Source organism: Desulfonispora thiosulfatigenes DSM 11270, from assembly GCF_900176035.1.
Classification (GTDB): domain Bacteria; phylum Bacillota; class Peptococcia; order Peptococcales; family Desulfonisporaceae; genus Desulfonispora; species Desulfonispora thiosulfatigenes.
Genome location: NZ_FWWT01000005.1, coordinates 175,788 through 195,019, shown reverse-complemented (window position 1 = coordinate 195,019; position 19,232 = coordinate 175,788). Strand labels below are relative to the sequence as shown.

Annotated in this window: 27 protein-coding genes; 25 read left to right on the top strand and 2 right to left on the bottom strand. The window is 30.6% G+C overall.

Going from position 1 to position 19,232, the window contains the following annotated elements:
* The 20 genes from B8965_RS00985 to B8965_RS00895 all read left to right on the top strand — a co-directional run.
* The coding region (locus B8965_RS00985) for an IS3 family transposase (protein ID WP_143334181.1) at window positions 1-486 on the top strand (486 nt) is incomplete at its 5' end.
* A 305-nt stretch (window positions 487-791) separates the two neighbouring features.
* On the top strand, window positions 792-1,130 hold the full coding sequence (locus tag B8965_RS12555; RefSeq protein WP_200805844.1) for a hypothetical protein: 339 nt from the start codon (window positions 792-794) through the stop codon (window positions 1,128-1,130).
* Window positions 1,131-1,870: 740 nt separating this feature from the next.
* The gene (locus B8965_RS12550; RefSeq protein WP_084051992.1) at window positions 1,871-2,071 is read left to right on the top strand and encodes a hypothetical protein; all 201 of its coding nucleotides are present in this window, start codon (window positions 1,871-1,873) and stop codon (window positions 2,069-2,071) included.
* Between the two features lie 304 nt (window positions 2,072-2,375).
* On the top strand, window positions 2,376-2,951 hold the full coding sequence (locus B8965_RS00970) for a hypothetical protein (protein ID WP_084051991.1): 576 nt from the start codon (window positions 2,376-2,378) through the stop codon (window positions 2,949-2,951).
* 12 nt (window positions 2,952-2,963) lie between these two features.
* Window positions 2,964-3,410, top strand: a complete 447-nt coding sequence (locus tag B8965_RS00965) for a hypothetical protein (protein WP_084051990.1) — start codon at window positions 2,964-2,966, stop codon at window positions 3,408-3,410.
* A gap of 399 nt (window positions 3,411-3,809) precedes the next feature.
* Window positions 3,810-5,453 (top strand): DUF2075 domain-containing protein, encoded by a 1,644-nt coding sequence (locus B8965_RS00955; protein WP_084051988.1) that lies wholly within the window; start codon window positions 3,810-3,812, stop codon window positions 5,451-5,453.
* Between the two features lie 24 nt (window positions 5,454-5,477).
* Complete coding sequence (locus B8965_RS00950) at window positions 5,478-5,795, top strand: nucleotide pyrophosphohydrolase (RefSeq protein ID WP_084051987.1); 318 nt, start codon at window positions 5,478-5,480, stop codon at window positions 5,793-5,795.
* Window positions 5,796-5,973: 178 nt separating this feature from the next.
* Window positions 5,974-6,102: a hypothetical protein gene (locus B8965_RS12870; protein WP_278336305.1), complete on the top strand. Its 129-nt coding sequence runs from the start codon at window positions 5,974-5,976 to the stop codon at window positions 6,100-6,102.
* A gap of 256 nt (window positions 6,103-6,358) precedes the next feature.
* Window positions 6,359-6,616 (top strand): UPF0175 family protein, encoded by a 258-nt coding sequence (locus B8965_RS00945; RefSeq protein ID WP_084051986.1) that lies wholly within the window; start codon window positions 6,359-6,361, stop codon window positions 6,614-6,616.
* 78 nt (window positions 6,617-6,694) lie between these two features.
* On the top strand, window positions 6,695-6,868 hold the full coding sequence (locus B8965_RS13040; RefSeq protein ID WP_084051985.1) for a DUF3990 domain-containing protein: 174 nt from the start codon (window positions 6,695-6,697) through the stop codon (window positions 6,866-6,868).
* Complete coding sequence (locus tag B8965_RS00935) at window positions 6,810-7,241, top strand: DUF3990 domain-containing protein (RefSeq protein WP_200805842.1); 432 nt, start codon at window positions 6,810-6,812, stop codon at window positions 7,239-7,241. The genes B8965_RS13040 and B8965_RS00935 overlap by 59 nt, the downstream gene beginning before the upstream one ends.
* Window positions 7,234-7,470 (top strand): hypothetical protein, encoded by a 237-nt coding sequence (locus tag B8965_RS00930; protein WP_084051983.1) that lies wholly within the window; start codon window positions 7,234-7,236, stop codon window positions 7,468-7,470. The genes B8965_RS00935 and B8965_RS00930 overlap by 8 nt, the downstream gene beginning before the upstream one ends.
* Before the next feature lie 11 nt (window positions 7,471-7,481).
* Window positions 7,482-7,697 (top strand): DUF3791 domain-containing protein, encoded by a 216-nt coding sequence (locus B8965_RS00925; RefSeq protein WP_084051982.1) that lies wholly within the window; start codon window positions 7,482-7,484, stop codon window positions 7,695-7,697.
* A gap of 116 nt (window positions 7,698-7,813) precedes the next feature.
* Complete coding sequence (locus B8965_RS00920; RefSeq protein ID WP_084051981.1) at window positions 7,814-8,119, top strand: ATPase; 306 nt, start codon at window positions 7,814-7,816, stop codon at window positions 8,117-8,119.
* 150 nt (window positions 8,120-8,269) lie between these two features.
* The gene (locus B8965_RS00915; protein ID WP_084051980.1) at window positions 8,270-9,097 is read left to right on the top strand and encodes an Rpn family recombination-promoting nuclease/putative transposase; all 828 of its coding nucleotides are present in this window, start codon (window positions 8,270-8,272) and stop codon (window positions 9,095-9,097) included.
* A gap of 505 nt (window positions 9,098-9,602) precedes the next feature.
* Window positions 9,603-10,250: a hypothetical protein gene (locus B8965_RS12540; RefSeq protein ID WP_084051979.1), complete on the top strand. Its 648-nt coding sequence runs from the start codon at window positions 9,603-9,605 to the stop codon at window positions 10,248-10,250.
* A gap of 34 nt (window positions 10,251-10,284) precedes the next feature.
* The gene (locus B8965_RS00905) at window positions 10,285-10,620 is read left to right on the top strand and encodes a hypothetical protein (protein ID WP_084051978.1); all 336 of its coding nucleotides are present in this window, start codon (window positions 10,285-10,287) and stop codon (window positions 10,618-10,620) included.
* A gap of 65 nt (window positions 10,621-10,685) precedes the next feature.
* The gene (locus tag B8965_RS12390) at window positions 10,686-10,841 is read left to right on the top strand and encodes a hypothetical protein (protein ID WP_159446230.1); all 156 of its coding nucleotides are present in this window, start codon (window positions 10,686-10,688) and stop codon (window positions 10,839-10,841) included.
* A 71-nt stretch (window positions 10,842-10,912) separates the two neighbouring features.
* Window positions 10,913-11,173 (top strand): hypothetical protein, encoded by a 261-nt coding sequence (locus tag B8965_RS00900; RefSeq protein ID WP_200805841.1) that lies wholly within the window; start codon window positions 10,913-10,915, stop codon window positions 11,171-11,173.
* Window positions 11,174-11,395: 222 nt separating this feature from the next.
* Window positions 11,396-12,496, top strand: a complete 1,101-nt coding sequence (locus tag B8965_RS00895; RefSeq protein ID WP_084051977.1) for a PRK06851 family protein — start codon at window positions 11,396-11,398, stop codon at window positions 12,494-12,496.
* A 128-nt stretch (window positions 12,497-12,624) separates the two neighbouring features.
* On the opposite strand, the gene B8965_RS00890 is transcribed toward B8965_RS00895, so the two are convergent.
* Together B8965_RS00890 and B8965_RS00885 are read right to left on the bottom strand one after the other, a co-directional pair.
* The gene (locus B8965_RS00890; protein WP_084051976.1) at window positions 12,625-12,960 is read right to left on the bottom strand and encodes a YkvA family protein; all 336 of its coding nucleotides are present in this window, start codon (window positions 12,958-12,960) and stop codon (window positions 12,625-12,627) included.
* 30 nt (window positions 12,961-12,990) lie between these two features.
* Window positions 12,991-13,548, bottom strand: coding sequence for a peptidylprolyl isomerase (locus tag B8965_RS00885; protein ID WP_084051975.1), 558 nt, complete (start codon window positions 13,546-13,548; stop codon window positions 12,991-12,993).
* 206 nt (window positions 13,549-13,754) lie between these two features.
* Here B8965_RS00885 and B8965_RS00880 point away from each other — a divergent pair, with 206 nt between their 5' ends.
* From B8965_RS00880 to B8965_RS00860, 5 genes are all read left to right on the top strand, one after another.
* Entirely contained in the window at window positions 13,755-14,471 is a 717-nt protein-coding gene (locus B8965_RS00880) for a murein hydrolase activator EnvC family protein (RefSeq protein ID WP_084051974.1), read from the top strand.
* A gap of 78 nt (window positions 14,472-14,549) precedes the next feature.
* On the top strand, window positions 14,550-15,263 hold the full coding sequence (locus tag B8965_RS00875) for an ABC transporter ATP-binding protein (RefSeq protein ID WP_084051973.1): 714 nt from the start codon (window positions 14,550-14,552) through the stop codon (window positions 15,261-15,263).
* Window positions 15,257-16,495: an ABC transporter permease gene (locus tag B8965_RS00870; protein WP_084051972.1), complete on the top strand. Its 1,239-nt coding sequence runs from the start codon at window positions 15,257-15,259 to the stop codon at window positions 16,493-16,495. Before B8965_RS00875 ends, B8965_RS00870 begins: the two co-directional genes overlap by 7 nt.
* Window positions 16,496-16,649: 154 nt before the next feature.
* Window positions 16,650-18,539 carry a TIGR03960 family B12-binding radical SAM protein gene (locus B8965_RS00865; RefSeq protein ID WP_084051971.1) on the top strand — a complete coding sequence of 630 codons (1,890 nt, stop codon included), beginning with the start codon at window positions 16,650-16,652 and terminating at the stop codon, window positions 18,537-18,539.
* Entirely contained in the window at window positions 18,523-19,215 is a 693-nt protein-coding gene (locus B8965_RS00860; RefSeq protein ID WP_084051970.1) for a TIGR03936 family radical SAM-associated protein, read from the top strand. Before B8965_RS00865 ends, B8965_RS00860 begins: the two co-directional genes overlap by 17 nt.
* Window positions 19,216-19,232 lie beyond the last annotated feature (17 nt).

Below are 19,232 nucleotides of genomic sequence, written 5' to 3'. Positions count from 1 at the left end.
AGAAAAGAAAATACCAAATGGTGCACTGATTTCACCTATATACACCTTTTAAATGGTAGTTTAAGGTATAATTGCTCAATTCTTGATTTATATGATCGTAGTATTGTTGCGACTAAAACTACAAATTACATGACTGCTGATCTAGCAATAGAAACATTAAATGAAGCTTTGGCAAATAATAAACCTGAAGAAAATTTGATACTCCACAGCGATCAGGGGGTGCAGTACACTTCGAAATCATTTACAGAATATTGTAGTAATAACAAGATCATACAATCAATGAGTAAGGCTGGGTGTCCGTACGATAATGCCCCTATGGAATCCTTTTTTGGTAAATTAAAAAACGAACATATTAAGCATTATGAAATAAAAAATGATAATCATTTAAATTTTCTAATTAACGATTATGTTTATGGATATTATCATCATATCAGACCACATAGTGCCTTAGGTGGTAAAACCCCTTTTGAGGCTCGATTTACATAATTTATTCTATTAAGTGTTACAATTTTGCTTGACCAGGTCATTCCTCAACATAAATGGTCATTTAGAAAAATGATAAGTGATACAGATTATTCGCATAGGGATGATGGAACTCATTCTATACCAGTTGCTTTATATGAGTTAGAACGGTATATATCTGTAGACAATCCTATGGTTACTATAGAATGAATGGAACAATTAATGGATTTACTAGATAGGTTAAAGTTAGTAAATAGGTCAAACTTGGGTATTTCTAGAATATTTCGTTCTCTATTATTGAAGGAAAAGAACCACCCATTTATAGAAAAGTGGGTAATAATATTGAGTTAACATTTATATCGTCTCCTCTAATTTTAGAATCCATTGGTCGTGGAAAAGGAAGATATTATACATTATCTAGAAATGCTTATAAAATATTAAAAGAAAACATGGGATATGAAAGACAGCAAAGTTTGGATAAGGAAGCTATTAAAATTAGGATACTGTCTATTCTCAAAAAGAAAAATCTTAGTAATAAAGAAATAAGACAAATAACAGGAATGGATAGTAAGCAAGTGCAACGTTTGATGAAAGAATTAAAGCTTGATGGGGTAGATTTAACTGGTAGAGGTCGTGGGGCGAAATATATATATAATCCAGATAAATAAGGACGGAATAAGGACATAATGAGGACAAAATAAGGACAAATGAGGACAACGATAATTTGAATATAGTATTTCAAATAAAATTTATTGCTAGAAGTATTTATTATTAATGAGGTGTCCAATTATTTTACACTCTCGAAAGGGAATAATTAAGGTGCAAATTTTTAAGCTGTTCACTAAATTATGATTACTGCGAAAATTTCAAGACAAGACCTGGTTAGCAAATAGCCGTTTAAATGCCAAATAAAGCTCCTGGTTGACTATAACCTATCAAACAATATATTTATATTAAAAATGAAAAAAGGAGCCTTAAAAGGACGTTTAACTAGTTTGATGGATTTGATTTTTAAAACCAACTAATTAATTCTTTCTTTATGATAACTAAATAACTAACAAGACCCAAAAATCCCCTATACGTATACGCGTATATGCATGCATGCGAAATTTGCTGTTTTCTCCATATTTATATCATCTCTATATAGGATTATAGTTATTTAGTTATTATAGTTGGTTAATGTCATGGTATTCAAGGGATTAAGGTGGATAACTAAACGATAACTAAAACATAACTAAAAATTTCTTGTTATGTTATTTCGCCTACATCTTTCCATTTACACATATTATTCCAGAGTTAATTTTCACGAACATTTTTTAAAAAGTTTTTTGTTGTTTTTTTAGTTATTTTTAGTAGTGATTTTTCCTTTTTCTTGCATATTATATATCTATGAGAAGGCAAGGAGGAGATGGAAAGATGGCAGGTAAAATTAGAAGATTTTTTCAGGAGCAAATACATAGGAAAAGAAATGGCTAGTAGGGGATATGAGTTAGAATATAATCACTGTTCGTCTGATTTTAATTCAATTGATGGAGTAGTAATTAAGGATTTAGAAATTGGCCTTGCTGATGGTACCGCCCCCCAAAATCGAGTTCGCTATCACAACTAATATAAGAATATGTTTTTTATTATTAAAATTTAGACAAGTTATCTGCTTTATAAAATTACTATTTGTGCAATGGCCCTTTGAGGGTCCTTTTTTGTCTAATTAAGAGGGAAATATTTGGGAGGAAAACGGATATTTACAAAGAATATTTATATATCTTGTGTTTTTTTTGTTGATTGCATAATAAGTTTTTTTAAAACTTATTATTTAAAGGTAGTATTCCTGACATTCCTATCGTGAATCCAAACAAAATTGGAAGAATTGATGAAATAAGGTGTCGGAAGTACATGTTACGAGGAGGATAAAGATGAAAAGGGATAAGAAAACCCCTTTCGACAGAGAAGGAGATGAAAAGATACTTTTAAAGCTAATAGTACATTCTGAATCCTTATCTGAAGAAATAATAAATAGTGAACCAGAAGTAGAAGCTCTGATTGAGTTATCTCAGTTTCCATTTGTAGAAGTAATATTTACCCCAACGAACAATAAGGAAGTAAGAGAAATTCTTAAGAACAATTATATTTCACTAACAGAATATAAAAGGCATAATAATGTCATTTCAATTGAATCAGAAAATTTTGGTCATGTGATTTTTGGTAGCTTAAACCCCAAGCATATGGAGAAAGACTTTAGCCAGGCAGTAGTCTCCAATAGTAAAGTTAATTATTTAGATTTATTTACTGGACATGATGAAGATTACGATTTTTTCATTATAAATACAAATGACCCCTTCTATGTAAGTAAACTGAGAAAAGAAAAAGATATTGAGCCAAAATATGCAATTGAATTAGCTAGAATTTTATTTATAAATAAGGGACTTTTCTATATTGCTCCAAACTATATTGAAAATTCCGGAAAAGAAGCAGTCGACGGAATTTTATAACCATTAAATAGCATGAATGAAAAACTACATAACTTTCTCACAAATAATACAACTCAAAACATAATTCGGATGTTTTACCCAACAAGGGATGTTTTACAACATAGACAATTTGTAAGAGGACTTAGATATCATTATGTTCAAGATGGAGTAGAAACAAATCTATTTACGATACCTGCAAAAACAATTGAATGGATTAAAACTATTTCTCCAAATGATAATGGAAAAGGTTATGGGTTTATTTTTGAGTTTGAAAATATGTTTTGTGTTGAGGCTAATTTATTTACAAAGAAGTTATTTCAGCATTTTGCAGATATAGTTAATTGCACACTAAGTAATATTGAATGGGATGAGTATATAAAGGATTTTGATAAAGATATAGTTAATGAATTACATGAATCAAAAAGGAAGTTTCAAAATGGAGTAGGTAACTTTTTGCAAAAGGTAGGACAAGTGAAGTAAAGGTCGTACCAGAATGTAAGTTCATATATGCCTAGGACGTTTTACAAAATTGATTCTGTATTTTGTAAAACTGAAAGGGAGTTTGAAATGAAGTTTTCTTTAAAAGAGATAATAGAGACCTTACTAGAGAATAATTCAAAAGAGTTTATAAAGAATATTGTTTCCGATATTGAATTTAGTAGTAGGTTCAGATTTAGGTTTGATAATTTAGAACCTCCCTCTAATAGGAGAGAGGTTCTATTCAACAAGGTTATTGTGTCCAATAAAAACTATTCGATTAGTTTCCCAAAAAAGAAAAATTTCCTAAATTAAAGATATATTTTAGTAATTAACAGAGAAATGTAAAAACATAGATTATTATATAAGTAGAAGATAGCGATAATGGTTGGGGGGAGGAGTATGGCTTTAATTAAATCATTTGAATATAACTTAGATAAATTAGAGGATATAAAAAAATATAAATACGGCAGAAATTGGCCAGTGGTGTATGTCTTAGAAGGTGGAAAAGATGCTTATGTAGGTGAAACAGTTCATGCCTATAACAGAAGCTGTCAGCATTGGGTAAAAGAAGAACGAAAAAAACTCGATTTTATTCATATCATAGGTGATCATGATTTTAATAAATCAGCTACTCTAGATATTGAGTCTTTACTAATTGAGCATATGGCAGCCGATGGCACATATAAACTTCAAAATAGTAACGGTGGTCTTGTTAATCACAATTACTATGACAAAGAAAAATACAAAAGTAAGTTTGAAGTTATATGGGGGGAACTGAAAAAAAAAGGCGTTGTAAAAAAAGGGTTATTTGAGTTAAGAAATAGCGACCTATTTAAGTACTCACCTTATAAAGCTTTAAATGAGCAGCAATGTGCGGTTGTTAATGAAATCAAGGAAAGTATTATACAAAATGAATCAAGTCGACATCTAATACAAGGAGAACCAGGAACAGGTAAAACAATAGTAGCTATTTATTTAATGAAGCAGTTAAAAGAATGTGAAGAGACTAAGAACCTGAAGGTTGGTTTGGTTGTACCAATGACTTCTCTTAGAGCTACACTTAGAAAAGTATTTAAAAGTGTAAAAGATTTAAATAGTGGAATGGTTTTAAGTCCTTTTGATGTTATAAAAGATAGGTATGATATTCTTATTGTAGATGAAGCTCACAGGTTAAATCGAAGAGTTAAAATTAGCAATATGGGAGCATTTGATAATGTAAATCTAAAACTTGGTCTAGACACAAAAGAATCAGATCAATTAGACTGGATTAAACTTTCGGCAAAGCATATCATACTTTGTTATGATGGTAAGCAATCAGTTAGACCTTCTGATATATTACCTAGTAAAATTGAAGCTTTGAATGCAAAAAAACACATGATTAAATCTCAAATGAGGGTCCTTGGGGGACAAGATTATATAGAGTATATAGAGAATATCTTACACATGAAGCAAGAAGAGAATAAAAAATTTAGTAAGTATGATTTTATGTTATTTGATCATATAGAAGACATGTATAATCAGATACGACAACGAGACCAATCATATGGACTTTCACGCTTAGTAGCTGGATATGCATGGGAATGGAAATCTAAGAAGGATAAAAATTTAGATGATATTGTTATTCAAGGCAAAGGATTTAAATGGAATTCTGTTAATAAAGATTGGATTAACTCAAAATCAGCACTTGATGAAGTTGGATGTATCCATACAATTCAAGGATATGATTTAAATTATACAGGTGTTATTATTGGTAAAGATATTAAATATCGTAATGGTAAAATAGTAGTTGATAAAGACTGTTATTTTGATAAATATGGGAAACCAGTTGCTAGTGATCTAGATATGTTAGATTTTTATATTTTAAATATCTATAAAACACTATTAACCAGAGGAATCCGTGGTACATATGTTTATGTATGTGATGAAGAGTTAAGAATGTATTTAAAAAGATATATACAAACATATACAAAGCAAAATATATATTTAGAAGATGATAAGTATGAGTTAAAGGTTGCCGAGGAGCCTATAAACTATGAAAAGTAAAGTGAAACTCAAAGGGGATATATCATGGATAAAATAATAAGTGAGATTAGAAAAATACGTGAAGATCGAGAGTGGGGAATTTTTCATACACCTGAAAATTTGGCAAAATCTATTTCAATAGAAGCAGGGGAATTACTAGAACACTTTCAGTGGGATAATGAATTTAAGCTAGAAGAAGCTTCTGACGAGTTAGCAGACATAATGATTTATTGCTTATATATGGCAGATAGTTTAAATGTTTCTATAGAAGATATTATGAATGCAAAAATCCAGAAAAATAAAGCAAAATACCCTGTTGAGCGGACAAAAGGTAATAGTAAAAAATATACAGAGTTTGAATGAAAAAATTACCCTTCCCATAAATCCCCCCTAGATACCCACAAATTAATACAATATACACCACAAAATCTACCAAGTACTAATCAACATTTCCTTTCTTGTGCATTATATCTATGAGAAGGCAAGGAGGAGATGAAGATGTGGCAGGTAAAATTAGAAGATTTTTTGCAGGTGGAAATACATGGGAAAAGAAATGGTGAGTAGAGGATATGATATAGAATATCACCATTGTTCCTTTGATGTTAACTCAATTGATGGAGTAGTAATTAAGGATTTAGAAATTGGCCTTGTTGATGGTACCGCCCCATGAAGCGAGTTTGTAAGAACAAACTTTTTGGGGCGTTTTTTATTATTGAAATTTAGGACAAGTTACTTGCTTTATTAAAATTAAATATTAATAAGCTTCATCTAGGAATTTTTATAGGTAAATGCAAATATTGATTAACAGATATATTGATTTTTCATAGCATCTTTTCGAGAATAAGAAATTTTATATTTTTTGTACAGTATACTTTTATTGGGTATAATGATATATATGAGTAAAGATTTAGAAGGGAAGTGGTGATATGCATTATTATACTAATATAACTCTTCCGCAGGAGATAGTGCTTTCACTAAGAGAAACTAGTGAAAATATTGTTAAAAATATGAAAAAAACAGTAGCGATTAAATATTATAAAGAAAATAAGTTATCTTTAGGACAATGTGCGGAACTTTCTGAGATGTCAAAGGAAGAATTTATCCAGTTACTTTCAACTTATAAAATATCAATTTTTAATTTCGAAAATGATGAAGAATTATTAGAGGATATTAAAAATGCGTAAAGTAATATCTAATTTTACTCCTTTAATAGGAGTAAATTAATTTGATAAGTTAGATTAAGCCTTATAGATAATTGGTGTATGTGTAAAAAAGGTTCTTTTCAAGATTATTGGAGGGTTAAAGTGAATATTTATCATGGTAGTTATGTGATTGTAGAAAAACCTGAAATTTTAGCAATTAACCGCTTACTGGATTTTGGAACAGGCTTTTACACCACTAGCAGTAGAAATCAGGCTGTTCGCTGGGCTGGCTGAAAAGGTGAGTTTAAGAAAGAATATAGACAAAAGATTTTTATCGGTTTATAAGTTTGATATACAAAAAGCAAAAAAAGAACTTAAAATTATAGAATTTGAATATGCTAACGAAAAGTGGTTGGATTTTATTACTATAAATCGTAGAGGAAAAGAAATTTCAGAAGAATATGATATTGTAATTGGTCCTGTTGCAGACGATAATGTGTATTTGACTGTAAAACTCTTTGAAACTGGCGTGTTAGATAAAGAAGAAGCCTTGAAACGTTTAAAAGTAGAGAAACTTTATGATCAGATTTTATTTCATACTGAAAAAGCTTTAGGTTTTTGCGTATTTGATTATTATGAAGAATTAGGAGGGAAAGACAATGGATAAAAATAAATTTGATGCTGTGTTTCCCATAATAAGTTCTGACCTTGTAGAAAAAATTGCAGGTGAATTAGATTTAGCAGATAATGAAGCTATTACTGAACTTTATTCTTCTTATTTGTATGAAATGCTAGAGAAAGAAGAAACTAAGGTTTGGCAATATAGCACTGAAAAGTTACTTGAACTTTTTTTAGAAGAAAGAAATAACGGAAAAATAACCTTTCCACAGGTTTGAGGTGACTAATTATGGATAAAAATATTAATTTTATAGTATTTTGTCTTGAAAGTTATAAGCAGGCACATAATTTAACAGGTAAAGATGCTCTTAAGATTTTTAACGATTATAAGGTGTTTGATTATATTAAGTCTTTTTATGACGTGCTTCATTCTACTGGACAGGATTATATTGTAGAGGATATTGATGAATATATTAAATCGAGAAGAAACTTAATTAATGTGTAGAGTAAGTAGGTGCACATTTAATACAATATACACCGCAAACCCCCCCAACTACTAATCAACATTCCCTCCTCTCGTGCATACTATATATCTAGAGATGACAAAAAGGAGATGAAGACATGGCTAAGATTAGAAGATTTTTCGCTGGTGGAAATACATCTGAAGGTTTTTATTCTTTTTATCATTATATGGTAAAACCAGATGCAACGAGGTTTTTTATCATTAAAGGTGGATCAGGAACGGGAAAGTCTACTTTTATGAGATACATAGGGAAGGAAATGGCAAGTAGGGGATATGAGCTAGAGTATCACCACTGCTCATCTGATTTTAACTCAATTGATGGCGTGGTAATTAAGGATTTAGATATAGGCCTTGTTGATGGTACTGCACCCCATGAAGCGAGTTCGCTATCACAACTAATATAAGAATATATTTTTTTATTGTTAAAATTATGGACGAGCTACCTGCTTAATAAAAGACTCTTCGTTAAAATAAGTTAAACAAAATACAAATAAGTAAATATATATTTTTTAGTGTATAATTATCTTAAAAAGAACTTTCAAGTTGGTGAAACGATGAAAAATGAAATAGTAAATAAACATGATCTAACATTTAAAGAAGTATTTAGCCAGAAGAAAATAGCAGAAAATTTTATCAAGAATAATATACCAAAGGAAGCATTAGCTATCATTGATATGGGTAGTTTAGAATTACAAAAAGACACTTTTATAAATGAAGAATTACAAGAAAACTTTTCTGATTTAATTTATAAAGTGAAAATAAATAACAAGGAAAGTTACATTAGTTTTTTATTAGAACATAAATCGTATAAAGACAAAATGACTATATTTCAAGTCCATAAATATATATTAGAATTTTGGACGGCAAAGGTTCACAAAGAAAAGAAAAAAGAACTACCCGTAATAATCCCGTTGGTAATTTATCATGGGGAAGATAAATGGAACTTAAAGACAGACCTAAAAGAAATGATTCCTGGATTTAATGAGTTACCAAAATATTTTAGGGAAAGGGTACCCACCTTTAAACATGATCTCATTAATGTAAATGAATATGAAGAAGATGATTTTGAAAAGTATACAAAATTAACAGCAATGATGCTAAAAGCATTTAAATATGCCTTTGAAGAAAATCTCGAAGTTGTTTTACGAGTATTTTTATTAGCATTAGAAGAAGCAAAAAAAGAAGTAGAATTAGATACATTAATCTATTATGGAGAAATATATTTAAAATATATAGAACTGACAAATAGTGAAATAAAAGAAGATGATATAAGAGAGGAAATAAAAAGGTTAGATGGAAAGGGGGATCTTACTATGAGTATCTTAGAACAAAGAGAAGAAAAAGGATTGAAAAAAGGAATTGAAAAAGGAAAAAAGAAGTAGCAAGAAAACTATTAGTAAAAGGTATGCCTGTTACTGAGATTATTGATATTACAGGTCTAAGCAAAGAAGAAATTGAGAAGTTAGAAAGAGAATAATTAAGAGTAAACTTTAAGCTGTTCATTTATGAGCAGCTTTTTTGTCGAATTATAAGGGAAAACTGTAAAGGAAGTTACAACAATTATTTGTGAAAAAGAAGATAGGTATCTGCCTAATAAAGAAGAATTAGAATTAATACAGTTAAAGGTTGGTAGTTTATCAGGAAATTTTTATTGGAGTTCTGCTGAGAATACTGAGGATGAGCCACAAGTATAGTCAAGACTTATAAGATTTAATCTTGTTTTCCTAGCCACTATTATGCTATTTTTTTAGCACAACTAGTTTATAACAATTTACTTAGAGAGGTCAACTTTATTTGTAAAAGGGTAGGTTAATTGCAAATCAACAGTATTTATGACAATTAGGGAAAGAGAAATACCTGAACAATTATTAGGAAAGAGGTGATGGTGTGTTTATAAAATCAAAAGTTATAAAAGTAGCTATAACAGTAATGGTAGCTATTATTTTACTAGGGGGAGTTTCTACATTTGTATATAAAGATGTAATTTTCCAGCGTGGAAACCCCATTCCTTATCTAATAAAATGTATAAACTTAAATGAAAAAGAACCTTATAAAAAGGTTTTTGATAATAAAGAAGTATACATTTCAAAAGGTAAAGGTCATTACAACAAAGCAGAACAGAATCTCATTAAACTTGTAGAAAATAAGTATAATATAGATTTTGCTGAGCAGGTTGGTAGTGGATATATTTTTCAATCACAAGGTCAAACGATTATTATGACTACAGAAGTTTATTTAAAATATTACAATGTTTGGGAAATATCAACTAAGCAAAATGAAGAATTATATGATTTAATCCCCATGGTAAAAATTAAGGGAGATTTATATTTAGATACAGGACGAGAAAGTAATATGGGCCCAAGATGTGGTGTAATGGATGGGGAAATAAAATCCACAGTTGAACCCTTTGAAAATCCTTCCCAAGATAATCAATCAAATTTCGGTACTGGATATGGTTATCAGTTTATAGATGATAATGCTATAGATATTTATATTAATGGAAAATGGTTTAGATTTGAAAAGGAACAGGAATAAAAAAATATTTAGATGCGTTGAGGTGCAAAAAAAAATGGCAAATCATGAATTTGGAATTATGGAAACTGACACAAAAAAGAATCAGAGATTTGATGAATATGAACCTAAAAAATATAAATTAATTAAAATAAACGATGATTTTATTGAACCCTTATTGCCTGAATTTCAGAATATACCTTGTTATTGGCATACGTTAAAACGCCTAGAAATGAATCTTGCATATGGTGGTATAACGCTTATACCACCTAAATCTATGGAAGATTTTATATCTATTTTTAACAGCCATTATTCAGAAAAGTACAAGGATCTAATTATATTGTTTAAAGAAGCTAAAAGAAGAAATAAATATATTATCCACTATGGGATATAAATAAAGGATTATGAATTTAATAAAGACACATAAGTAGATGAATACGTATCAGGGGGTGAATCTATTTGTCAGTTTTAGGACTTCTTTTAACTTTTATTATTGGGATACTAATGCTTGCGATTGGAAAGATAGTTAAAAAGAAATGGTTAATGATGATTTCAATTTTTCCTTTAGCAATAGTCTTATATAGTATTGTATTATTAGTTGGAATGTCATTGTGATACTTATACAAAGAATAATCTGTATAAGTAATGCACAATCTTTATATATTGTTAATTAAGGGGGAAGATTTATGATAATAAATTGGAACAGAAAAGAAGTTTTTGTAGGAAACTCCTCACAAAGATTTGATGAAGTCCGTTACAGCCTTTCATCAAATAAAATTAAATATGATTATAAGATAGTCGATAGCACCAGTCCAAGTTATTTTGGCTCATCTAATCGAGCAAGAACGGGTACTTATGGTGTAAATATGGCTTATACTAAGACTTATTATATCTATGTGCATAAAAATGATTATGATAAGGTACAAGCATTATTAAGAAACTTATGAATATTACCTATCTGTTTTATATGCTTAGTATATAAAACAGATAGCCTGTCTGGGTGAGGTGAGTAATATCCATCAAGCTATTGATTTTGGACAAACCCCTTTAATTAATAGCTATCTATGAATTAATACAATATACACCCCCAAAACCCCCTAATTACTAATCAACATTTCCTCCTTTGTGCATACTATATATCTATGAGAAGGCAAAAAGGAGATGAAGAGATGGCAGCTAAGATTAGAAGATTTTTCGCTGGTGGAAATACATCTGAAGGTTTTTATTCTTTTTATCATTATATGGTAAAACCAGATGCAACGAGGTTTTTTATCATTAAAGGTGGATCAGGAACGGGAAAGTCTACTTTTATGAGATACATAGGGAAGGAAATGGCAAGTAGGGGATATGAGCTAGAGTATCATCACTGCTCATCTGATTTTAACTCTATTGATGGCGTGGTAATTAAGGATTTAGATATAGGCCTTGTTGATGGTACTGCACCCCATACGATTGACCCCAAAACCCCTGGTGCTGTGGATGAGATTATTAATATGGGTGAGTATTGGAATGAGGAGGGAATTATTCCTCACAAGGAAGAAATCATGAAGATTAGTAAGTCAAAGAAAAATTTCTTTAATTTAGCATATTCTAGTTTAAGTGAAGCTAAGATTATTAATTATGAGCTAGAATTTTACATTACGGAAAGTATGGATTTTGCTCCTATCAATAAATTAACCAATGATATTATAGGAGAGGTTTTTGCTGATGTAGAGCCTGATTATAAAAAGACGGTTAAGCCACGTCATTTATTTGCACGAGCTTTTACTCCACAGGGTCAGGTAAATATGTTAGATTCTATTTTAGTAGATGCTAAAAAGGTGTATCTATTAAAGGGTGAACCAGGCAGTGGTAAATCTACTGTGCTTTCAAATGTTTTAGAGATGGCTACTAGGCTTGGGATTTATACCGAGGTTTATCATTGTCCGTTAGATCCATCTAAACTAGATACGTTAGTGCTCCCAAGTTTACAGGTAACTTTTATAACTAAAGATGATATTGATTTAAATAATTTTGAGGTTAAAAGATTTGAGTTTGAGGAGTTTTCTAAAAAGAATGTAGTTGATTTTTATGCACAGGAAATAAATGAATGTAAGGAGCGTTATGCTGCTGCTTGTAACCGGGCGATCATGTTTACGCAAAAGGCGATGGCTGAACATAGTAAATTAGAAGAATTTTATGTGAGAAATATGAATTTTGATCAGATTAATGTAAAGAAAGAAGAAATATTACAAAGGATTTTAAAATATGCGCAAGAGTTAAAAAAGTAATAGTTTATTGGCATTTAAGATGCAAATTAGTTTAGATAAGCTTGGTTACTTAGACAATTTAGTTAGTTAAATTATATATTGTGCATCAAAAAATCCAACAAGTGACTTGTTGGATTTTTTGCATATTTTTAATCTTTATTTTCTAAATATTTTTTGAGCTGAACTGTAAGTGTTGCTAGGGTAGCAATAATTATTGCTGCATCGTCAGATAATCCTAATATTGGTACAAAATCTGGTATTGCATCCATTGGTGAAATTAAATAAATTAAGGTAGCTATGGATAATGCTTTTGATGTCCAAGGAGCTTTAGGGTCTTTGACCATTTTATATATGCCTTGAACTTTTGGCCATAACTCGATTATTTGGCCTTTATTCATGCTTGCAAGATTTTTATCGATTCTATATATATCAGAGTTACTTGCTTTTTTTAAGAACTTTTTAAATAACTGTTCTTTCGTTCTCATCTAAATGCTCCTTTACTCTGATTTTTTATTTTACCAAGATTTTTTGAAGCGATCTGATGGATCGATTTTAACTACTTCTGGTTCTTCAAATTCTACGCCAAAAGTATCTACTGTTACTTTTTTCATTCTTTGATCTTCATTAGGTTTGTCCATCATATTTCTTTTTGTAGCTACAATTTTATCAACTACATCCATTCCTTCGGTTACTTTACCAAAGGCTGCATATTGACGATCTAAATGAGGAGAGTTTTTCACCATGATAAAGAACTGTGAACCTGCACTATTAGGTTCGTTAGTACGAGCCATAGAAAGTACACCACGATCATGTTTTAAATTATTTTCAAAACCATTTCCAGAGAATTCTCCTTTAATGCTGTACCCAGGACCACCAGTACCAGATCCTTCAGGACATCCTCCTTGTATCATAAAACCAGGAATTACCCTGTGAAAAATAATACCGTCATAATAACCTTTTTGAATTAGGGAAATGAAACTTTTAACTGTGTTAGGAGCAATTTCAGGAAAAAGCTCAGCTTTAATTATTCCGCCATCTTCCATTTCTATTGTAACTATTGGATTTTGAGACATTTTAATCTTCCTCTCTATTTGTATTAACAACCATATTATATCAAAGTAAGGTAGCGTTGGAAACTTTAGCTTAATATATTATTGGGCAAATTTAAGAAAAATATAAGTAAGTCTTTTTCTTTTTTGTCATATTAATAAGCCTGTTTAAATATATTTATAGTAATAATAAATTTATAAAGACAAGTAGACATTTTAAGGAGGTAGTTATGTCAAAACAATGGGAGCCAAGACCACGCAAATACAGAGAAAGTCCCAAATTCCCCTATGATAGATACCCTAAGAAGAAAAGGAAGGTTAGTAAGTTTTTTATTCAAACTGTTTCGACTATATTAATATTTCTTTCTATTTGGGTAGCTTTTAGTATGGAAGGACCAATGTGGTATAAAACACAAGCTGCTATGAGAGATTGGTTTGTAAAGGATACTGATATAAAAGCGGTATTTAATGTGGTTAAACAAATAGGTTTTAAAGGAGATACTTTTGAGCGAGCAGGTTTTGAGGTAATAAATCCTGCTAATAATAATGCAAATGAACCTATGGCAATTCCTGTTTCTGGTACTGTGACTGTTCCTTTTGGCTGGGGAAAGGATAGTGGTAAATCAAATTTCCATAATGGCATTGTAATTAATGCTCCTATAAGTACAGCAGTTAAGGCTGCTTATTCAGGTACTGTCTTAGAGATTAAAGATGATGAAAAGTTAGGAAGAACTCTTATATTATCTCATAAAAATGGTTTAATGACTGTTTATGGTTATTGTAGTGAAATATTGGTAAAAGAAAATGAAGTGATTGAAAAAGGGCAGATTATCGCGAAGACAGGAAAAGGAAAATCAACACCAGAAGGGCAATTGTATTTTGAGGCTAATAGATTAGGTGAACCAGTAAATCCTATGGATCTTTTAGAAATAGATAAAGGTATATAAAAGGGTTAAAAATCCTCCTACTTACTTATGTTATAATAATTACTATATTTATTTATAACACATACGGGAGGAAGGCTATTGAAGGTTTTAGATATAGCGATTAAAGAGGCTGGGTATGCTGAAAATAAGGGGGCCATCAAAGATATTGATTTTTCTTTGAATGAAGGAGAACTATTAGGTTTGATTGGTCCTAATGGTGCGGGTAAAAGTACTACTATTAAGGCAATAACGGGAATTATTCCTGGATTTTCAGGTGAAATTGAGTTTTTAGGTAAAAAGAAAAATTATGTGTACATTCCAGAACAACCTTCTTTCTATGAAAAACTAACTTTATGGGAGCATTTAGAATTAGCGAGTGCTGTTCACGAGATAGAAAGAAGTATTTTTTTACAAAGAGCAGAAAAATTAATCAATTTATTTAATTTAATAAAGGTTAAACATCATTTCCCTACTAGTTTTTCTAAAGGGATGCAACAAAAGTTAATGATTATTTTAGGATTATTGATTGAGCCGGATGTGTATATTATTGATGAACCTTTTGTAGGACTAGATCCTTCAGCGACGATAGATTTTATTAACTTGCTTGAAGGTGAGAAAAAAAGGGGAGCAGGTATACTATTATCAACTCATCAATTAGATATAGCAGAGCGTATTTGTGATTATATTGTTTTATTATCAGATGGGCAAATTACTGCTAAAGGAAGTATGGAGGACTTACAGCAAACTTGTAAGCTAAGGGATGGCAGCTTATTTGATTGTTTTCATTTTCTTTTGGAGAATAAGGTATGTTGACGCCTCGGAAAGTGTTTTTTCACCGGGTCAAGGTGGAAGAAAAATTCAAATTAAGCGTATTTAAACAAATAGTTGATTGGGTAGTTGCTTTATACATTGTGATTCCTGCTTTAGCTTTCGCTATTTATTATTATCATTTATGGTGGTTTAGTCCTCCGGTATGGTTTGATTTTATTCCAGTTGTTTTGGTTTTATCCGGTTTATTTTTATTCACTAGGGTTGGTGGTATTAGACTTTATCTAGAAGATGCAGACCGAATATTTTTATTACCACAGAAATTATGGATAGGAAAAATTATAAGATATGGGATTACTTATTCGTTAATAGTTAAGTTAGGACAAACTTTACTTGTTTTTGGGATTTTATCTCCTTTATTTAAATATTATCAATTAGAATATGGAAAAATAGTTATTTTAGTGTGTTTTGTTTTTTTACTAAAGGTTTTCTTTGGAATTGTAGGACAGCTAGTAAGTCTTAGATGGCAGGGTTGGAAATTATTTGTTTTAGATAAATTAATATTTATTTTAGGTTATTCTGGTTTTCTTTATTTAGCGCAAGTTATGCTGCAGAAGATGATAGTCGCTGTAATTAGTATTTTATTATTTATCTTAGCCCTTTTTTATTTAATTAGGAAACGGTTAAGGCTTAAAGGAACTTTTTTAGAGGATATAGTCAGAGAAAAGGAAGAAAGCTTAAAATATATTGATTTATTATTAGGTTTTAATGGCATCGAAGTTAAAAAGCCTAAACGAATACGTAAAAGGCCTTTTTTATTTGCGCGGTCTAGGAGTTTATTTAAAAAGAAAACCAAGGCTATTGCTTTAACGGAGGTGGCTATTAAGGCTACTTTACGAAGCCCTAAATATGTTATGCAGTATTTTCAAATAGTAGCTATTTGTATAGTAGTACTCTTAACAATTCCGCAAGGATTACAAATCTTATTATGGTTGGTTTTTTCATTTTTAGTGCCGAGTTTTTTAACTTTATATTTTCAAAGTGTATATATTGCAGAATTTATTCAGCTTTTTAAATGGGATATGCATACTAGGCAAAAAGCTATCCAAAAATATTTATTTTACTTAAGTATTCCGGGATTTGGATTAATTAGTTTAGCTTTAAATGTTCATAATTTTTCTAGTATGGGCATTATATTGAGTTTAGTTTTAAGTATTTTTTGGATTTCTTTTAGTAGTAAAATGGTAGCAAACTATTTTATTTTACGAAAAGGATAATTTATATCTTTATGCATTATGTTAATTCTAGTTTTAATTTACTCTAGGGCTTATGATTTTGCTCTAGAGTTTTTTGTGTTATTAATTTGATTTATAGTTAATTTAGAAGTACTATATTTATATGTTTATTAACTGTCTTTTAGGAGGATCATATATGCAGCAAATTGATATAGAAGAGATTTTACCAAAGGTGGAAAAGCCTTTACGTTATTTAGGTGATGAATGGAATGTAGTAAAGAAAGATTGGCAAAGTGTAAGATTAAAAGCAGCTTTTGCATTTGCTGATATATATGAAGTAGGGATGGCTCACTTAGGTTCAAGAATACTTTATCATTTAGTAAATGATGAGCCTGATTTTTTAATGGAAAGGGTATTTGCACCCTGGGTTGATATGGAAGAATTAATGCGTAAAAATAATATTCCTTTATTTAGTTTAGAGTCCCATAAACCTTTAGATCAGTTTGATGTAATAGGTTTTACTTTGCAATATGAAATGAGTTATACCAATATTTTAAATATGTTGGATTTAGCGGGGATACCTTTATACAGTAAGGATAGGGGCGATGATCATCCTTTAATTATTGCAGGAGGACCTTGTGCGTTTAATCCTGAACCTATTGCTGATTTTATTGACCTTTTTTCTATTGGTGAAGGTGAAGAAAGCACGTTAGAATTATATAAAGCAATAGCGGACCATAAAGAAAAAAATAATGGAAAAATGAATAAGGACGAGTTATTAAATGAGCTTTGTAGGATTCCTGGCACTTATATTCCTAGATATTATGATGTGAATTATACAGAGGAAGGCAAGATGGAATCTATCACTGTCAATAATCCTAATGCTCCTAAAATCGTCGATAAACGTTATATAAAGGATATGGATACAGCATATTTCCCTACAAACCCGATAGTTCCTTATGTTGAGATCGTGCATGATCGGGCGATGGTGGAAATTTTAAGAGGGTGTACTAGAGGATGTCGTTTTTGCCAAGCTAGCATGATTTATAGACCTGTAAGAGAGCGTTCACCCGAGGTCTTAAAAGATCAAGTGGACAAGCTATTAAAAAACACAGGTTATGATGATGTTTCCCTTACATCTTTAAGTAGTAGTGATCATAGCTGTATAGCTTCTTTATTAACAGATTTAGTAGAAGAGTATAAAGATCAAGAGGTAGGGGTATCACTTCCTTCATTAAGAATAGATACTTTTTCCATGAAACTCGCGGAACAGGTACAAAAGGTTAGGAGAAGTTCGTTAACCTTTGCCCCTGAAGCAGGGACGCAAAGATTAAGAGATGTAATTAATAAGGGTGTAACAGAAGAGGATTTAATTAGAGTAACTACGGATTCTTTTAAAAAGGGCTGGCTGAGAATTAAGCTATACTTTATGATTGGACTTCCTACTGAAACTCAGGAAGATTTAGATGGAATTAGAGATTTAGCCTTTAGAGTACTGGAAATTGGAGATGAAATCCAAAAAGAAACAGGTAGAAAAGGGCCTAAGGTAACGGTAACAGTTAGTGTGGCAGGTTTTGTGCCTAAGCCCCAGACAGCTTTTCAATACGAGCCCCAATGTCCAATTGAAACTTTACTAGAAAAGCAAAAATACCTAAGGAAAATATTGAAAAATAAAAGGATAGCTTATAATTATCATGATGCGGATTTAAGTCATATAGAGGCTGTGTTTTCTAGAGGAGATCGCCGATTAAGTAAAGCATTATATTTAGCTTTTAAAAATGGCTGTAAATTTGATGGTTGGTATCAATACTTTAAATATAATACCTGGCTAGAATCTATTAAAGAAGCTGGTCTTGATGATAAATGGTATGCATACAGGCGTTTTGATTATGATGATTTATTACCTTGGGAGCATATAAATTCTGGCGTTAGAAAAGAGTATTTAGCTAAAGAACATCAAAAGGCCTTAGCTGAAAAAGTCACAGTAGACTGTCGTTTTGCTAATTGTACTGTTTGTGGGATATGTCAAGACTTTGATGTTAGTTTAGACATAAAGGGGGATTTAAAAGGTGAACGTAAGAATTAAATATGCTATAACAGAAAAAGGGAAGTTCATTTCTCATTTAGAAGTTCTACGGACATGGGAAAGGTCAATACGCAGGGCTAAAATTCCCTTGGCTTATAGTCAAGGGTTCAATCCCCATCCTAAATTGTCCTTTGCTTCTGCCTTAGCTGTAGGAGTAACGAGTGAAGATGAATATGTAGATGTAGAATTAAAAAATTCTATTTCAATAGAGGAAATAAACAAATCACTAGAGAAATCTTTACCTAGTGCAATAAATATAATTGATGTTAAAGAAATAGATAAAAAGTCTCCTTCTTTAATGTCTATTATTAATCGAGCAAAATATAATATAAGAGTAAGACTTTTAGATCCACTAAATCAGGCTGATTTTGAGCAAAAAATAGATGATTTATTTAAACAAGAACAAATTATCATAAGACGTAAAGGCAAAAAAGGAATGAAAGAAAAAGATATAAAAAGTGGTATATATAATATAAGTGGACGTATTATAGATAATAAGTTTTTAGATTTCAATATCGATGTTCAAAGTGGAAGTGAAGATAATATACGCCCTGGGGATGTACTAAATGCACTTATAGAGGTGGGAATTTCTTTAGATATGGATACTTTACTTGTGCATAGAAAAGGTCTATATATATCTAATGAAAAGGGGTTAATTTCTCCTCTCGATGTGTAATTGTAAGGGGAGGCGCT

Bases quoted from the DNA above. Each gene is read 5' to 3' on its own strand.
- B8965_RS00915 (WP_084051980.1), top strand. From the start codon at position 8,270: ATGAAAAATGAAATAGTAAATAAACATGATCTAACATTTAAAGAAGTA.
- B8965_RS00865 (WP_084051971.1), top strand. From the start codon at position 16,650: ATGCAGCAAATTGATATAGAAGAGATTTTACCAAAGGTGGAAAAGCCT.
- B8965_RS00895 (WP_084051977.1), top strand. From the start codon at position 11,396: ATGGCAGCTAAGATTAGAAGATTTTTCGCTGGTGGAAATACATCTGAA.
- B8965_RS00925 (WP_084051982.1), top strand. From the start codon at position 7,482: ATGGATAAAAATATTAATTTTATAGTATTTTGTCTTGAAAGTTATAAG.
- B8965_RS12550 (WP_084051992.1), top strand. From the start codon at position 1,871: ATGGAAAGATGGCAGGTAAAATTAGAAGATTTTTTCAGGAGCAAATAC.
- B8965_RS00880 (WP_084051974.1), top strand. From the start codon at position 13,755: ATGTCAAAACAATGGGAGCCAAGACCACGCAAATACAGAGAAAGTCCC.
- B8965_RS00930 (WP_084051983.1), top strand. From the start codon at position 7,234: ATGGATAAAAATAAATTTGATGCTGTGTTTCCCATAATAAGTTCTGAC.
- B8965_RS00885 (WP_084051975.1), bottom strand. From the start codon at position 13,548: ATGTCTCAAAATCCAATAGTTACAATAGAAATGGAAGATGGCGGAATA.
- B8965_RS00970 (WP_084051991.1), top strand. From the start codon at position 2,376: ATGAAAAGGGATAAGAAAACCCCTTTCGACAGAGAAGGAGATGAAAAG.
- B8965_RS00920 (WP_084051981.1), top strand. From the start codon at position 7,814: ATGGCTAAGATTAGAAGATTTTTCGCTGGTGGAAATACATCTGAAGGT.
- B8965_RS00945 (WP_084051986.1), top strand. From the start codon at position 6,359: ATGCATTATTATACTAATATAACTCTTCCGCAGGAGATAGTGCTTTCA.
- B8965_RS00900 (WP_200805841.1), top strand. From the start codon at position 10,913: ATGATAATAAATTGGAACAGAAAAGAAGTTTTTGTAGGAAACTCCTCA.
- B8965_RS00955 (WP_084051988.1), top strand. From the start codon at position 3,810: ATGGCTTTAATTAAATCATTTGAATATAACTTAGATAAATTAGAGGAT.
- B8965_RS00950 (WP_084051987.1), top strand. From the start codon at position 5,478: ATGGATAAAATAATAAGTGAGATTAGAAAAATACGTGAAGATCGAGAG.
- B8965_RS00905 (WP_084051978.1), top strand. From the start codon at position 10,285: ATGGCAAATCATGAATTTGGAATTATGGAAACTGACACAAAAAAGAAT.
- B8965_RS12870 (WP_278336305.1), top strand. From the start codon at position 5,974: ATGGGAAAAGAAATGGTGAGTAGAGGATATGATATAGAATATCACCAT.
- B8965_RS13040 (WP_084051985.1), top strand. From the start codon at position 6,695: ATGTGTAAAAAAGGTTCTTTTCAAGATTATTGGAGGGTTAAAGTGAAT.
- B8965_RS00870 (WP_084051972.1), top strand. From the start codon at position 15,257: ATGTTGACGCCTCGGAAAGTGTTTTTTCACCGGGTCAAGGTGGAAGAA.
- B8965_RS00890 (WP_084051976.1), bottom strand. From the start codon at position 12,960: ATGAGAACGAAAGAACAGTTATTTAAAAAGTTCTTAAAAAAAGCAAGT.
- B8965_RS00965 (WP_084051990.1), top strand. From the start codon at position 2,964: ATGAATGAAAAACTACATAACTTTCTCACAAATAATACAACTCAAAAC.